This window comes from Sphingobium sp. YR768 (genome assembly GCF_900111125.1).
Classification (GTDB): Bacteria; Pseudomonadota; Alphaproteobacteria; order Sphingomonadales; family Sphingomonadaceae; genus Sphingobium.
In genome coordinates, this window is record NZ_FOGE01000055.1 from 1 (window position 1) to 15422 (window position 15422).

12 protein-coding genes are annotated in these 15422 nt (G+C 61.4%); 4 read left to right on the forward strand and 8 right to left on the reverse strand.

The features are described from left to right. Positions 1-197 precede the first annotated feature (197 nt). The 7 genes from BMX92_RS25860 to BMX92_RS25890 form a co-directional block, all read right to left on the reverse strand. Positions 198-977 carry a tyrosine-type recombinase/integrase gene (locus BMX92_RS25860; RefSeq protein WP_256213639.1) on the reverse strand — a complete coding sequence of 260 codons (780 nt, stop codon included), beginning with the start codon at positions 975-977 and terminating at the stop codon, positions 198-200. Between the two features lie 370 nt (positions 978-1347). Then, a complete protein-coding gene (locus BMX92_RS25865; protein ID WP_093022364.1) occupies positions 1348-2043 on the reverse strand; it encodes a tRNA (guanine(46)-N(7))-methyltransferase TrmB in 696 nt (231 codons plus the stop codon). A gap of 61 nt (positions 2044-2104) precedes the next feature. Continuing rightward, positions 2105-3214: a hypothetical protein gene (locus BMX92_RS25870; RefSeq protein WP_093022367.1), complete on the reverse strand. Its 1110-nt coding sequence runs from the start codon at positions 3212-3214 to the stop codon at positions 2105-2107. Between the two features lie 147 nt (positions 3215-3361). Beyond that, positions 3362-3541 carry a hypothetical protein gene (locus BMX92_RS25875; RefSeq protein ID WP_093022370.1) on the reverse strand — a complete coding sequence of 60 codons (180 nt, stop codon included), beginning with the start codon at positions 3539-3541 and terminating at the stop codon, positions 3362-3364. Positions 3542-3798: 257 nt separating this feature from the next. Continuing rightward, on the reverse strand, positions 3799-4998 hold the full coding sequence (metK, locus tag BMX92_RS25880; RefSeq protein ID WP_093022372.1) for a methionine adenosyltransferase: 1200 nt from the start codon (positions 4996-4998) through the stop codon (positions 3799-3801). A 57-nt stretch (positions 4999-5055) separates the two neighbouring features. After that, on the reverse strand, positions 5056-6669 hold the full coding sequence (lnt, locus tag BMX92_RS25885) for an apolipoprotein N-acyltransferase (protein WP_093022375.1): 1614 nt from the start codon (positions 6667-6669) through the stop codon (positions 5056-5058). A gap of 8 nt (positions 6670-6677) precedes the next feature. Continuing rightward, a complete protein-coding gene (locus tag BMX92_RS25890; protein ID WP_093022378.1) occupies positions 6678-7310 on the reverse strand; it encodes a YqaA family protein in 633 nt (210 codons plus the stop codon). A 232-nt stretch (positions 7311-7542) separates the two neighbouring features. Between BMX92_RS25890 and BMX92_RS25895 the strand changes: the two genes are divergently transcribed. The 4 genes from BMX92_RS25895 to BMX92_RS25910 all read left to right on the forward strand — a co-directional run bounded on the left by BMX92_RS25895 (position 7543) and on the right by BMX92_RS25910 (position 14886). Next, positions 7543-8343 carry a hypothetical protein gene (locus BMX92_RS25895; RefSeq protein WP_256213640.1) on the forward strand — a complete coding sequence of 267 codons (801 nt, stop codon included), beginning with the start codon at positions 7543-7545 and terminating at the stop codon, positions 8341-8343. Positions 8344-9216: 873 nt separating this feature from the next. Then, positions 9217-12651, forward strand: coding sequence for a serine/threonine-protein kinase (locus BMX92_RS25900; protein WP_093022381.1), 3435 nt, complete (start codon positions 9217-9219; stop codon positions 12649-12651). Beyond that, complete coding sequence (locus tag BMX92_RS25905) at positions 12648-14123, forward strand: hypothetical protein (RefSeq protein WP_093022383.1); 1476 nt, start codon at positions 12648-12650, stop codon at positions 14121-14123. The genes BMX92_RS25900 and BMX92_RS25905 overlap by 4 nt, the downstream gene beginning before the upstream one ends. A 115-nt stretch (positions 14124-14238) precedes the next feature. Continuing rightward, positions 14239-14886 (forward strand): PP2C family protein-serine/threonine phosphatase, encoded by a 648-nt coding sequence (locus tag BMX92_RS25910; protein ID WP_177185275.1) that lies wholly within the window; start codon positions 14239-14241, stop codon positions 14884-14886. A gap of 224 nt (positions 14887-15110) precedes the next feature. Here the strand turns inward: BMX92_RS25910 and BMX92_RS25915 are convergent, their stop codons facing one another. Beyond that, entirely contained in the window at positions 15111-15305 is a 195-nt protein-coding gene (locus BMX92_RS25915; protein ID WP_093022389.1) for a hypothetical protein, read from the reverse strand. Positions 15306-15422: the final 117 nt, after the last annotated feature.

Consider the following 15422-nt stretch of genomic DNA (forward strand, 5'->3'; position numbering starts at 1 on the left):
CCGCGCTGTAGCGCTTTCTCGTCGTCTTCATTCCCGTCCATTCCTTCAGGTCCGCATGAGCTTAAAACCCTGTCCGAATTTCCGGCACCAACTCACTCGCCAACGGCCACCCCGCCAATCGCGTTCATGAGCTCATGCCCTGGATCCACGTGGCCTGAGAACACCGCTTACGCAACAAGGCCGCCTTCCGTCGGCGCTTACAATAGAGCTGCTCGCACGCAATCTAAGGAATGGCTGCTTCCGAGGACATCGCCATCGACACCGATCAATTTATCGAGCTTCTTCTTTTCCTTTGCGTAAGCGGTGAAGCCTGCGCCACTCGATGTCGGGAAAACCCTGCCCTGTCGGGGCCACCTCTCGCCCCGCGCGACGCGATCAAGCTCTGCCACTGCAAATGCGTTGAGCGGGACGCTGGTGGGCTCACCATTTTTCGTGCGGTCGCCCGATAGTGTCAGTTCCCGCTGATCTCGGTCAAGTTCCTCCCAATGAAGCCCCGCAATTTCCTCTCTCCGCTGGCCGGTGGTAATCAGCAGGCGAACGATCGGACCAAAGCAACGATGACACTTTAAAGCTTGCGGCCAGATTCGTCTCAGTTCTGCGTCCGAAAGCCATCGCTCTCTCGGTTTGACCGGCGGCGGCGTTTCCATGCCTTCCATCGGGCTCCGTTCGATATCTCCTCTGCTCACCGCCCATTTGAATAGTCGTCGCAGAACCGCGAAGACATTGCGGCGGTTTGCCACCTGTTCCACGGGCATGTGGTCGAAGACACCCACCACATCTGCCCGCGTGATTGTCGGCAAGGCTTTGTCCCTAAGGTGCGGTTTGATGTGAAGGCTGAAAGAGCGTGTGACCATCGTCTTCCAACCTTTGCCCATACAACTCGCCGCAAAGCGGTAGGCGTAGTTCGAAAACGCCAGATCGACTGCCTCGCGTCGACGCTGCTTGTCGGATTCTACTGGATCAACGCCTTGAGCCACCAGAAGAAGCGTGCGGGTGGCCTCCTCGCGCGCTGTGGCAGGCGTCCATGGAGGTCCCACTCGTATATCGCAGTGTCTTGGCCTCTCGTCCGCCCATCCGATATTGAACAACGTAGGAGGCGGATCCAAGCGACGTGGTCTTCAGCCCGAAGCTCCTCAAATCCTCGTCCCATATGAAGCCATCGACGCCTGCCGATAGCAGCGCATCCAGCGTTCATTTGGTGATCCTTCCGGTAGCCATGATAATATCTCAGGTACCATAAAAGTAATCACCCAGCAATCACCGTGAAGGAAACGGTGGGCTATCGTGGCGTAGCATGGTGTAAATAAATCATTGAAAAAAATGAATTATATAAGTTACCGTGTTGATCTACTTACGCTGGTAGCGGAAGTACCAGACCTCGTGGCCGATGCTGCGGGCCTTGGCTTCGTAGCGGGTTTCGGGCCAGCCGCCGGGGCGGTTCTGGAAGTCCTTCGGCTCGCTGGCCAGCCAGTCGAAATCGGGATGACCGTTCATCACCATCAGCGCCCAGCGCAGATAGACCGGATGGTCGGTGCCGAAGCGGAATTCGCCGCCGGGCTTGAGTTTGCGGGCGATCATTTCGACCGGGCCGGGGTTCATCATCCGGCGCTTGGCATGGCGCGCCTTGGGCCAGGGATCGGGGTGGAGCAGATAGACGAAGCTGAGCGCGCCGTCAGGGATGCGCGATAGCACCTGAAGCGCGTCGCCCATGTGGAGGCGGACATTGCCGAGCGCGCCGTCCCGGACATGGCCGAGCGCCTGCACGACGCCGTTCAGGAACGGCTCGCAGCCGATGAAGCCATGATCGGGCAGCATGTCGGCACGATGGGCCATATGTTCGCCGCCGCCAAAGCCGATCTCGAAATGGAGCGGGCGGTCGTAACCGAAGAGACTGGCGGCCGTGACCTCGCCTTCCTCCGGCACCGCAATGGCGTGCAGGAGGGTGTCGACCAGTTCCTGCTGGCCCTTGCGGAGCTTTGGCCCCGACTGGCGGCCATAGAGGCGGTTGAGGGTCGTGGGGTCGCCGGACTTATGCGCTGTCATGGCCGCGCCGATAGCGGGACGGGGCGACGGGGGCAAGCGATCGAAAGCGTTGTCGCCGTGGCTAGTCCTTTTTCACCGCGTCGGGCGAGATGCTGATGCGAGTGCCGCCCTTTCCATAGATGCTGGTCGAGGACAGCGGCTTTTCCTTCTGGAAGATGTCGATGGCCTGGCTCGGCGGGGGCAGGGTGGCGTAGCTGGGATATTGCAGCCAGCGGTCCAGTCGCTTGACGGTGACGGACCATGGCGCTGGACTTGCATCCTTGTCCTTTTCGGGTGTTAGCAGGCCGGCAAGCGAATCCTGGCTGACGTCCAGCAGGATGCCGGAGTCGCCCAGGGGAATGACATAGCCGGCATTTTCGCCTTCTCGCTGATAGATGGGCAGGCGGCCGCCGATGCGGTCGGGAAGGACGCACAAGGCGGGGGCAGATGGGGCTTCCCCCTTTTCCCGTGTTTTGCGGCTGTTATCCGTCACCAGACTGCCCATCATCGCGCCGAGCAACATTGCGGCGTCATCCTGCTTGGCCTTTTCGGCCGGAGGACCGAAGCTGCGTGGTTGGGCGCAGGGGGGCAGCGGCGTGGCGGTGCCCAGGGGTGGGAGCTTTTTCGGCCAGCCGACCTGCTGCATCATCCGGTCCATCGCGCCATCAAGCTGGGCGCTGTCATAGACCGGGGAGGTCATGCGCAGCTTTACCACCCATTCGCCAAGGCCGATGAGCGCGACGCCGCTGCTGCGGCCGATCTGGGTGACGGCGAAGCTCTGGCGCAGGCCGGCGGCGACATTGGCACCGTTGATGGTGAAGGGGATTGGCCCACTGTGGGGCGTGATCATGCCGAACTTGTCATTGGTGGCGATCATCGTGGCGGCGACGTCGAACCAGAGCGCGGTCGAGGGATCGGCGGCATGATAGATGTAGATATTGACGTGGGTGCGGCCGATCGGGTCGTCATAGGCGATCGAGACGTCAAGTTGCGGACCGTTGCTGAGGTCCAATATTTCGCCACGGGCGAAGCCGTCTATCGTGGCGGGCAGGGCGATGCCGGTCGCCTTGTGAAGCCAGGGTTTGCCGACTTTTGCTGAGATGGCCGTGGGTGCCGCAGGCTGGGCGAGCGCGGGAAGACTGGCGGTCGATGCGGCCAGCGCGATGGCGAAACGCCATAGGATATTGTGCATGAACCTGCCCCCTCCCGCATCCTTGCAGTGCAGTCAGGATAACGGGAAGGGGCAGAATAACAAGCGGTTGGCCAGCGGCGTTGAGGAGAAACGACGCCGGATTTCGGCAGGAAGGGGCTGAAAGCCGCCTGCCGCCAGATCGTCAGGTCATTTGCACTTGATGAAACGACCCTTTGCGTCCTTGCAGGGCGCCTTTTTGACGGGCGCCTTGGGCGGGCATTTGACGAACTTGCCCTTCGCATCCTTGCAGGGAGCGGCATATGCAGGAGCAGCATAGCCGGTCATCAGGGCAAGGCTGAGAAGGGCGGTGGCAACCATCTTTGTCATCGGGTGCCTCTTTGGGGAGAGGGTTGTCGGGCTCGACAGGGGTGCGAACCCGACAAGGGCTGTATGCGCCGGAGGAGTGCGGTTTCCCAGTTAACTTTTCGTCATGTTGCGGACGGGCGGGGGTAAGAAAAAGGCGCCGGGGCGGGGTGCCCTGGCGCCTTGTTTCGTCTCGATGGGTGTGCCCACCCCGCTGCGACTAAGGCCCGCTTCGCGGCCCTAAGTCTCGCTGCCCCTCCCGCGTGCGGGAGGGGAATAGGTTAGGCCAGAGCGGCCTTCAGGGCGTCGACCAGGTCGGTCTTTTCCCAGGGGAAATAGTCGCCGTCGGGCGTGCGGCCGAAATGGCCGTAGGCGGCGGTCTTCTGGTAGATCGGCTTGTTGAGGCCCAGATGCGTGCGGATGCCCTTGGGCGTCAGGCGGACCAGCGTCGGCAGGACCGCCTCGATCGCCGAAGCTTCTACCGTGCCGGTGCCGTGCAGGTCGACATAGAGCGAGAGCGGCTCGGCGACGCCGATGGCGTAGCTGAGCTGGATCGTGCAGCGACGGGCGAGGCCGGCGGCGACGATGTTCTTCGCGAGATAGCGGGTGATATAGGCAGCCGAACGGTCGACCTTCGTGGGGTCTTTGCCCGAGAAGGCGCCGCCGCCATGGGGCGAAGCGCCGCCATAGGTGTCGACGATGATCTTGCGGCCGGTGAGGCCCGCGTCGCCGTCAGGACCGCCGATTTCGAACAGGCCGGTCGGGTTGACATAGATGGCTTCGTCGCCGGGCAGCCAGCCTTCGGGCAGGACATCGGCCATCACGCCCTTGACATAGGCGCGCAGTTCCGCGCGGCTGTCGTCATTGTCCATGCCGGCGGCATGCTGGGTCGAAACGACGAGGGCGGTCGCGCGGACCGGCTTTTCATCGATATATTCGAGCGTCACCTGGCTCTTTGCGTCGGGCTCCAGGAAGGGCACGACCTTGGCGTGGCGGTCGTCCGCCATGCGTTCCAAGATCTTGTGCGAATAATAGAGGGTGGCGGGCATGAGATCGGGGGTTTCGTCCGACGCATAGCCGAACATGATGCCCTGATCGCCGGCGCCTTCATCCTTGTTGCCGCTTTCATCGACGCCCTGCGCGATGTGGGCGGACTGGCCGTGCAGGTTGTTTTCGAAGCGGAAGGTCTCCCAGTGGAAACCGTCCTGCTCATAACCGATGCGCTTGACGGTGGCGCGGACGGTCGCTTCGATTTCTTCCTTGGCGCCCGGCGCCCACTCGCCATTTTCATAGACGCCCTTGCAGCGGATTTCGCCGGCCAGGACGACGAGCTGGGTCGTGGTCAGGGTTTCGCACGCGATGCGGGCTTCGGGATCCTTGGACAGGAACAGATCGACGATCGAGTCGGAAATCTGGTCCGCGACCTTGTCAGGATGGCCTTCGGAAACGGATTCCGACGTGAAGAGGAATTGGTTACGCATGAGACTCCCGTAAGGTGCTTGGGCAGATTTCGATATAAAGAAATGTTTATGTGCCTATTAGCTTTTGCCTTTGCGAGTGGCAAGGGCTGCGCCGAGAAGGGCGAGCATCAGCAGGAGCGGCGCCCAGTTGCCCAGTCGCGCGAAGAGCGTGGGCGGCAGGGCGGGCGGCAGGCCGGAATCGAGGAAGCCGGCGCGGTTGAGGCCCAAGGCGTGGACGACATGGCCGCGCGCGTCGATGATCGCGGAGACGCCGGTGGGCGTCGAGCGGATGATGGGGATGCCTTCCTCCAGCGCGCGCAGGCGGGCCTGGGCCAGATGCTGGACCGGACCCCAGCTTCCGAACCAGGCGTCGTTGGAGGGATTGAAGAGGAAGTCGGGGCGACTTTTGGCGTCTATAATCTGCCCGGAGAAGATGATCTCATAGCAGATCTGGATGCCCATTTTGAGCGCGGGGCGGCCGGTGGTGGCGGGAAGCGTCAGGCTTTGCGGGCCGGGGCCGGGCCAGAAATCCGCGTCGCCCGGCACGAGGCGGGACAGGCCGATGGGTTCGAGGATGTTCCGCATCGGCAGATATTCGCCATAGGGCACCAGATGCGCCTTGGAATAGCGGCCGGCGATGGTGGCGGAAGGGGTGACGATCCAGACGCTGTTGTTGGCGCCGGTGAGTTTGTTGACGAGGGCGCCGTTTTCCTCGATCGGCTTGAAATAGACCTTGTCCCCGCCGGTCATCAGCAGGTCGCCGGGGCCGAGCAGACCGGCGAGGCGGCCGCGCCAGTCGGGTTCCATGTCGAGATAGGCGGGGATCGCCGCTTCTGGCCAGAAGATCAGGCGCGGGGCCGGGCGGGGCTGGCCGGAAAGGGTCGAGAGCTTGCGGAAATTGCGATATTCCGCCTCGACGGAGTATTTTTCGTCCTGGCCGATATTGGGCTGGACGATGCGGATGCGCGGCGCGCCGGTGGGGGCGGCTGGGGCTGGGGATAGCTGGCCCCAGAGCGCTAGCAGCAGGAGCGGCGCGGCGAGGATCGCGGCGGGGCGATACTGGCGGCGAATGGCGAGGAGGAGCGCGCTGGCGGTGAGGATGGTCAGCGCGCTAAGGCCGTAGGTGCCGATCAAGGTGGCGGCGATCGCTGCGCCGGTGGGGAGCAGGGTGACGCCGAGCGGGTTCCAGGCGAAGCCGGTGAAAAGGGTCGCGCGGAGATATTCGGTGGCGATCCACAGGGCGGCGAAGAGGAGCATGAAGGGCGCGCCTTGGTGCTCCTGCGAAAGCAGGAGCCCAGAATGCATGTCACCCCGTTCGATCCTGGGCTCCGGCTTTCGCCGGAGCACGGATGTGTGGGACAGCCACCATGTGCCCAGCGTTGCGAGGCCCGGAAAGATGGCGAGGTAGAGGGAGAGGAGGAGGACCGCGCCATAGCCGAACCAGTGCGGCATGCTGTCCTGAAAGGTGAAGGCGTGGGCGATCCAGTTGAGGCTGAGGGTGAAGTGGCCGACGCCGAACAGCCAGCCACGCAGGAAAGCGGCGCGACGGTCGGGCGCGGCTTCGATCAGAAAGATCAGCGCCGCAAGGCAGGCGAGTGTCACCGGCCAGAGGTTGAGCGGGGCGAAGCCGGTGGCCGACAGGAGGCCGGCGAGCAGCGCGGTCCGTTTCGGGTGGATCGTCAGGACGCGCATGGGGATGCTCAGAGCGTCGCCATGGTGGCGTGGCTGCACTTGTCATCCTTGTGCCCGCCGCCCGTCAGCATCGAGGCGGCGAGGAAGCCGCCGACGATTAGCACGAGGAACAGGGCGGAGAGGAGGGCCAGATATTTCTCGATAAAGGCTTTGATCGGCCGGCCGAATTTCCAGAAGAGGAAGCCGACGATCATGAACTGGAAGGCGCGGGACAGGATGCTGGCCCAAAGGAAGGTGAAGAGGGACAGGCCGATGAAGCCCGCCGTGATGGTGATGAGCTTGAACGGGATCGGGGTCGCGCCCTTGATCAGGATGATTTCCGCCCCGTAATCGCGCAGATAGCAGGCGGCGACCGGGAATTTGGCGGTGAGGCCGAGCAGGCTCAAAATCTGGTGCCCGACCGCTTCATAAAGGAAATGGCCGATGCCATAGCCGACCAGCCCGCCCAGCACCGAGGCGAGGGTGCAGATGAAGCCGAAGCGCAGCGCCTTTTCCGGGCGGGCAAGGCACATCAGGCCCAGCAGCGGGTGCGGCGGGATCGGGAAGAAGCTGGATTCCATGAAGCTGAAGGCGAAGAGCCAGCGTTCGGCGTGGCGGTGGGCGGCCTTGGCCAGCATCCATTGATAGAGCTTCGTAAGCATCGCGGCGGGACTAGCCGAGATCAGGAAGGGCCGCCAGCGCTTTTGGCACGATGCTGCGGTCCTTTGGGGCAGGCGCGTCGACGGACTTGATTGTTCCGCGCCGTCTGGGCATGACCCCATCCTTTCCAGTCCTGTTCGGTCGGCACCTTTGAACATCCCTTTCATTTCCGGGGCATCGCCCTTCCACCGGGGGTCCATATCCTGGGCCAAGGTGCGGGAGCGCGCGGGCGGTATCGTCTTCGCGCTGGTTCTGAACCTGTTGCTGCTGCTGGCGCTGTTCACCCTGTCGCCCACATTCGATCCGCCCAAGGTGGACGATCGGCTGCCGGTGACGTTCGATGTCGAGACGGGGCAGAAGAAAGACGAGAGTCAGGCCAAGGCCGAAAAGACCCAGAAGCGCGAGGAGAATAAGGCGGCCCCGCAGAAACAGGCCGATCCAGTGGTGCGACCGCCGGTCCCGGTGGAAAAGCCCGCCGAGCAGCCGCCATCGCCCTTCCCCTTCCTGACGCTGAATCGCGAGCAGATGGCATCGGCGGATATCGGCAACATGCCCAAGGGCACGCAGAGCGCCGGTGCGGGGCAGGGGGACAGTGCGGCCGTGTCCGGGCCGGGCGAGGGGCCGGGCGGCGTGCAGCTGTATGAGGCGGAATGGTATCGGCGGCCGACCCATGCCGAACTGTCGACCTATCTGCCCGGCAATGCGCCGCCACAGGGCTATGGGCTGGTGGCGTGCAAGACGATCGACCATTTCCATGTGGAAAATTGCCAGGTCCTGGGGGAATATCCGATGGGATCGGGACTGGGCAAGGCGGTGCGGCTGGCGGCCTGGCAATTCCTCGTGCGGCCGCCGCGCGTGAACGGCAAGACGATGGTCGGTAGCTGGGTGCGCATCCGCATCGACTATACGCGAACCGTTGTGCCGGGGGTGGGAAGGTCCGGGCCGGATGATGACTCCGGGTCTGAAGCCAGGCCGCAACCGGCGCAGCCGGAAATGAAGCGGCTGGGGCCGGGGGTCGCCGGACCGCAATTCTGAAAAGAAGCCAATATCGGGCGGCAACAGGCTAGTAATGCCGCTGCTGGCAATATGCCGAAGGGCAGGCGCTGCGAGCTTTTGCGCAAGATCCCAACAGTGCAGCTCGCGAGCCCTTATGGCCAAATCGCTGAGTGCAGGGAAATCTTCTTGCAAGGCCGAGCCGGAATCCAATTCACAATAGTTCTGTGTTTATTTTCAGATATCTAATGAAAATGGGATGACCGATAAGGCCCCCAGAAGAGCCCCAGTTCGTTCTTGCTGGAATCGGGAATCTCATTGGATTCCCAATTACTTACCACAAGGCCAAGCATAAGGGAACGGGGCAATGAACGCAGTTGTGTGGGCGGATCAAACAGGGTGGCCGTCCCCTTCCACGGCAGGCTTGCTCACCGTCTGACTATCCCGCCGCTGTCTTTTCGCTGGGCTTCGCAAATAGCCGATTGCGGAATGTTCGGTTCGGAGCGCTTACGCCAAGATAGCTGCCGTCCGATTGGCGTCCTATTACGACCAAGTCTAGCCGTTTAGACGTAGTGGGGTGAAGGTCGGCTTAGGCCGATACCTGCCCTTCGGCTCACCTCAAAAGAGTAGACCGGTACGCTGACCCAGCGGCCGTTGCAGGCTCCTCCCGTTTCCATGTTGGCGGCCGCGCGTTCACGCCGAGAATGCCGGCGCCTTTGACTGTTTGAAGTTCTCGCACCAACTCAGATCGCGGTGTGCTCCGACAAGGTCAATGCATCTTCGAAAGCTGCATCTGCCTCAACCCAATAATCCAATGCGAAAGCAATGGGTACACTCTGACATTTGATATCGCAGAGAATTCCCATAAGAGCTTACAGGTGAGGGCACAGGGCAGAGTCAACTCGAGGGGCATTGATGACGAGCGAGATTGACCAACGGCCTCAAATGTTGTGCGGTCGCTACATTCTGACCGACAATTCAAAAAGCGGCGGCCAAGGGACTGTTACGAAAGCCTACGATATTCGTGGCGCCCGGGAAGTTGCCATCAAGCGGATGGACCGCGCCCGTAATTCGATGAAATCATCGGAGTCGTTCAACCGGGAGGTGGAGACACTCAGGGATTTGCGGCACGACAATATTGTCGAATTTATCGAGGTGGAACTCGACCCGACGGACCGTTCCTGGTTCATCGTCCTCGAATGGATTCCCGACACCCTGCATGACTTGATCGCGCGCGAGGGCCAAATGTCGTGGGCCGCATTCTGGGATCGCTTCGGCAAGCGACTGCTCGATGCGATCGTCTATGCGCAAAGCCGTAAGGTGGCGCATCGCGACATCAAGCCATCAAACATACTGATCACGCCCCAGGGCACCCCCAAGCTGGCAGATTATGGCACCGCCAAATTTGTCGACCTGCACAACGCCTGGGCCGTTGAAGGGATAACGCTGCGCTTTGATCACAGCCCAGGATACACCCCCTCGACACCGGAAGATCCCACTTACAATTTCAGCAAGGATTGCTTCGGCTTCGCGGCCGTCGCGGTCTCTTGCCTCACAGGAAGACTGTTCACGAAAGACGAGGAGTTGCGCTCCGCTGTCCAGGCGGCGGGCTTGCCAGCCTGGGCAAGGCCGCTCATCGAGCAATGCATCAGTCTTGACCCTTCAGAGCGGCCGGCGATGGCCTCGGTCTTCCAGGCGCGACTCGAGCAGGCCGAGGCCGATGCCAATGCTGACGGCGCGCCCCGGATTACCGTCCATCTGACGATGTCCTATGGCGTTCGGACAAAGCTAGAGCGTGCTTTTAGTTTGGACGGCGACAAAAAGGCTGAGGCGCTCATTCTGGATGAGCTCGGCGAGGCGTCTTCGCTGGTGCTCGATGGCGCCGCGGACGATAGCGGGCACGGACTGCAACTCATCGGCGTCGAATGGGCCTTCAACGTCGTCCAGTCTGGTCGATATGGCGAAGCCTTGGAGTTGAAGCGCGCCAACGAGGTAGGGGCCTCTCTGGCCTCGTCGTTACGGGACCGCGGACTGCCTCGTGCCCTGTCGTATGCATTTTCGGCGCCTGCCGATCGTGAGGCCGCCGGGAGCCAATTGACCATGCTGCTCCGGGACGCGGAGGCCCGTCACACTGAGATCAGCGCCGAGCGAACTGCCCTGGCCGAACAGAGAATTTTCAAAATCTGGCGCAGCTATTTGCGAGACCGGGCGGATCTCGAGGCCAAGCGCAAGAACGCGATCAAATATGTCGACAAGGTGGTGAGCGGCAGCACGATCATCTTTACCACCGAGCTTGCGCATAACGCCGATATCGTCGGCCAGGATCGGATGGTGTCGGGGCCGAACGGCAAGGTCACCGGCAAGATCACCACTGTATCCTTCAACCAAGTGTCGATGGAGGTGCTCACCGGCGACCCGGGCCGAATCCTTCGTCGAGGCGAAATCTCGATCAATTCGCTTGCTGCGCAGCGCGCGCTCGATGTCCAGAACGCCGCTCTCGACGCCGTCGTTTACGAGCGCGCGGTCAATCCCGGTCTGAAGCAGCTGATCCTTGATCCCCGGACCGCCCGCCCGCCGATTCCGGCGAAGAACGTCGAACCTATCGAACAGGACTTCGACCCCGAAAAACTTGAAATCCTGCGGGTCGCTCTGGGCGTGTCTGACATTCTCGCGATCGAAGGCCCTCCGGGAACCGGCAAAACCAAGCTCATTACGGAGATTGTCGTCCAGTGGTTGCAACGCAACCCCGGGCATCGGATTCTGCTGGCATCCCAGACTCACATCGCAATCGACAATGTGATTGAACGCGTGGCCGAATTCGCACCGGACCTGGACATCATTCGTGTCGGAAGGATCGAGGAACCCAGAATTTCCGATTTCGGAAAGACCCTTCTGTTGGAAAAGCGGGTCGAGGCCTGGATCGCCGACGTCCGCAAGAACGCAGAAGCGGAGATGTCTCGGTGGGCCGAAGCGCAGGGCATCGATCGTGGATCGGTCGAGGTTGGAATGAAGGTGGAGCGCCTAATTGGGGTGCTGGAACTACAACGCGAGTTGCGAGACCACATCGCGGAGCACGAAGCGGAAGGCGAGGAGGCAAAGGAAGAAGCCGAGGAAGCGAGCACAGCGGACACCATTGGCCGTGAGGAAGAGTCCGCAGAACTCGACAGCGAAATTGCCACCTACAAGAAGGCGCTTCGGGAAATCACGGCCGAGGAGAAGGCCATCCGCGAAGCGATGCGCGGCATGGGCGACTACGCGGAACAACTGTCGAGCTCGAGCGACCCCTGGGAACTAGGCGATTGGGCGGCTCACCTCCTCCCTCAGGGGGCCGAAGTGGAGCTCTGCCGCAACCGGCTTAACCTCCTCGAAATGTGGTCGCTGCGGGTTGGCCGATCGCCCGATTTCAACGCCGCGATGCTGTCGTCAGCCCAGATTATTGCCGGAACCTGCGTCGGCGTCGCCGGCGTGCGGGGGATGCAGGAAGTCGCCTATGATCTTTGCATCGTGGACGAAGCTTCGAAGGCGACTCCAACAGAAATTCTGAGCCCGATGGCCCGGTGCCGGAAATGGATCGTAGTCGGCGATCCCAAGCAGCTGCCGCCGTTTTTCGAGGAATTCGGAGATCAACTCAGGGCGGAGACCGATACGGCCGAAGTCAAGGCGACACTGCTTGACCGGCTCCTTCGAGACCAGGCCGGGCTTCCGTCGAGGAACAGGGCCCGGCTTAGCAACCAATACCGCATGATTACGCCGATCGGGAACCTGATCAGCGAGTGTTTCTACGACAATTCCCTGCACAGTCCGATCAAATCGCACGGCCTGAAGCTCGGTGCGATCTTGAAGCAGCCGGTCGTCTGGCGTTCGACCCACAGGCTTCCCAAGCACATTGAGCAGCAGCGAGAATCGAGCTATTTCAACGTAGCGGAACTCGGGGTGGTTCGAGACGAGCTGAAACGCCTCCAGTTCGTGAGCCGTGCGCAATCAACCAAGATCACGGTTGCCGTGATCGCGGGATACACGGCACAGGTTGAGGACCTGCGTGACATGATCAATCGCGGGGTCGCGGAGTGGCAAAATCTGGACGTCGAGTGCAACACCGTCGACGCCTTCCAGGGACGCCAGGCCGATATCTGCATCTATTCCATCGTTCGCTCAAACCCCCGCATCGACCTTGGCTTTCTGAGGGAACAGCCGCGCCTCAATGTTGCCCTCTCGCGCGGGAAAAGCGCGTTGATCATTGTCGGTGACTTCGTCTTTTGCCGCGGCGTCCATGGGCAGAATCCATTTCGTAAAGTGGTCAAATACTTCGACGAGCACGACAAGGATTGCCTCGTGGACATCTTGCAATGACGCCCGAAGATATCGCCCGCAGGCACCAGTTCCGCGAAGGCTTCGAACTGATCGATTATGGTGAAGTCGGTCTTCCGGTCTTCCGCCTGACGTTGGAAGCGGTGACCCTAGCGCAACGGCGGATTCCGACGATCCAGGAATTTGCAATGCGTTGCGCCGCGCTCGAGATTACGTCGCTGCGCGAGATTGCCGCTGCGCTGGGGCTTAAACTCGATGTAATCGAAGCATCCACAAGTGCTTTGATCGATGCCGGTTATGCGACCTTCGTGGCTGCTGCGGACGGCGACCGATCGATCCGTCTTACCGAAATCGGTGAGACCCGTCTCAAAGATGCCATCGAAGAGACCCCTCAGGACGAAACCCTTGGCATCGACTATGACGCAATTCTGCGAGTCCCGGTCGGACTTCCGGCTGAGGCCGTCGTGCGTCCCACTGACCTGCGAGGCTACGGCGCCGTCGAGATCAGACCCTATCCCGCTGATGCGCCGACAATCGCCGAGCTTTCGATCCTGGATGTCGCGAAGGTCGTTCGGCGGCAAAGGGGCGACGAGTTTCGCAGAACCATCCTGGACTTGAAGCGAATCGGCCGACGGTCCAACTTTTTCCTTGAGGCAGTCACGCTCGTCTACGCGTCGGACAAGGGCGAGGAGGTGCAGGTAGCCTTTGCCGTCGGGGGGCAAATCTCAGACGCGCACGAGCGGGCTTACGCCAGCAACGGCGGACCGAAAAAGGCGGGTTTCGTCAAATCGGTCGCATCCGCGCCTAGCAAGAAGTCGCTGGAACGCCTGATTGGGCGGGATGCACTGCGAAACTTGGTCGGGAAGGAAGAATTGGCCGCTGCCCGCAAGGAAGAGGCAGAGGCACTCCAGGAAGTGCAGAGCATCGAACCTGCCTACAACGCGCTCCCCCAGCGCTCGCGGAATGGCTCCGAGGTCAGCGTTGCTCTTGATGCAGCCCGCCAACGCGCCGCCATCGCGCAGCACGCGCTCAATTCCTATTCTATACGGCCGCTAGCGTGCTTCGAGCAGTTGGAGATCCTGGACGATGTCCTGGATAATTGCCGGCGTTCGCTTCTCATCACTTCGGCGGGCCTCCAGCCGTCCATCCTCAATGGATTCCGGTTAAGGGCCCTGGATGAACTCATCGCCAGGAAAGTCGCTGTCCAGATTCGAACCTATCTCACTCCCAATGCTACCGATCGGCCCGGTCAACGCTTTGATCCGTTGGTTGAACTGAGCAAGCGCGCCAAGGCAGGTGCCCTCGCGCTCGACATGATCAGCCAGAGCGAGTTTCACTATCTGATCGCAGACGAGGAATTTGCGGTCATATCCAGTCGCCCATTCTTCGGTGAAACAACACGTCGAACTGGCTTCACGAGGGTATCTGGATTGGTAATTCGGGACCGCGAGCTGGTCACACAGATTTATGCCGAGGCAGTGGGTGGAGGCGCGCGGCGAGGACGAGGTGGATAGCACAAGGCGCCACATATGGGTCGCAACCCACCAGGGACTTGTCCGTCCGCACAACCAGGACCGCACGGGAACCTCGTCGCGGCGGAGTGCCGGCGACGTCGACTCATGGAAGGAATTGGCGGACGCAGAATTCTTTTGGGTATGTGTGGCCGATGGCATGGGAGGGCACGCGGCCGGCAACATCGCGAGCGACGTGGCCATCGACGCCATGTTCCAGTCGCTTCCTACGGCTCGCACCGAAGCGGACATTGCTGACGCGGCCAATTACGCGAACCGGATGATCTATCAGGCCATGTTTTCTGGCGAGGGGCGCATGCGGATGGGCTCGACGCTTGTTGCCGCGGTCGTGGCCGCTGACCGCGCTATGGTGGGCAACGTTGGCGATAGCCGCGCCTACAAACTTTCCGGAGACGAACTCGTCCTGCTCAGCAAGGACGATACCTTGCCGACAGGGAAGACCGGCCAACGACAACACATGCTGACCCAGTCCCTCGGCGGGCTGGCTTACCAGACCTCGATCGCACCTCATGTGCTGCGTTTTGCCTTCGACAAGGCCGACCAGTTGCTGCTGTGCTCTGACGGCCTCACCGACATGGTTGGCGAAAGCGAGATTGCGAAAATCCTGCGCGAGAACCACGATGACCCGGCCGACGCGCTCGTGGCTGCCGCGCTTGGCGGAGGCGGGCGCGACAACATCTCCGCAATAGTCGTGGGGCCTGCTTTTGACTTTGCCAAGGCCGGCTCCGCGATGGCTAGCGGTTGATCGATGGGCGCCGGTGGGCGAGGGCTTACGCGGCTCCACGAATGACCGGTTTCGGCGAAACTGGACGTTCCCATTAGGGGTTGCGACCGGCGGTAATGTCACACTTCAACCCGTTCAAGGCAATCGGCGGCCATCGACCAACTTAAGCCACCCTCCATCGATAGCGGAACGGCCGCTGCATGCTTGAACAGGCCGTTCGCTTTGGATTGATCAAGCAGACAACGCTACTCGGCAACGATGCCAGCTGATATCATTAACTGCTCGATCCTCTGATTAAGATCTGCGAGTTCCAATTGCTGCTGCTCATAGAAGCGCATTTCTGTGGTGCCTGGTATCCGGCATTTCGCGAATAGCTCCTGCCGAACCCCGCCCAATCTCGCCATTTCTATGGCAAGGGGAGTATCGTTGGCGGGCAGCATGATGTTCCTTCTCGGCTTCCATGGTACGCATCCGGTGAGGACCGCGGCTACTGACGGTTTGCTGGGGGATTTGGCATCTTACTTGCCGAGGAAGGCCTCCACGCCTTCTTGAGCGAG

What these genes read in the sequence shown, in the direction of transcription:
- BMX92_RS25905 (WP_093022383.1), top strand. Translation starts at nt 12,648, where the DNA reads ATGACGCCCGAAGATATCGCCCGCAGGCACCAGTTCCGCGAAGGCTTC.
- BMX92_RS25875 (WP_093022370.1), bottom strand. Translation starts at nt 3,541, where the DNA reads ATGACAAAGATGGTTGCCACCGCCCTTCTCAGCCTTGCCCTGATGACC.
- BMX92_RS25900 (WP_093022381.1), top strand. Translation starts at nt 9,217, where the DNA reads ATGACGAGCGAGATTGACCAACGGCCTCAAATGTTGTGCGGTCGCTAC.
- metK (WP_093022372.1), bottom strand. Translation starts at nt 4,998, where the DNA reads ATGCGTAACCAATTCCTCTTCACGTCGGAATCCGTTTCCGAAGGCCAT.
- BMX92_RS25890 (WP_093022378.1), bottom strand. Translation starts at nt 7,310, where the DNA reads ATGCTTACGAAGCTCTATCAATGGATGCTGGCCAAGGCCGCCCACCGC.
- BMX92_RS25870 (WP_093022367.1), bottom strand. Translation starts at nt 3,214, where the DNA reads ATGCACAATATCCTATGGCGTTTCGCCATCGCGCTGGCCGCATCGACC.
- BMX92_RS25865 (WP_093022364.1), bottom strand. Translation starts at nt 2,043, where the DNA reads ATGACAGCGCATAAGTCCGGCGACCCCACGACCCTCAACCGCCTCTAT.
- lnt (WP_093022375.1), bottom strand. Translation starts at nt 6,669, where the DNA reads ATGCGCGTCCTGACGATCCACCCGAAACGGACCGCGCTGCTCGCCGGC.
- BMX92_RS25915 (WP_093022389.1), bottom strand. Translation starts at nt 15,305, where the DNA reads ATGCTGCCCGCCAACGATACTCCCCTTGCCATAGAAATGGCGAGATTG.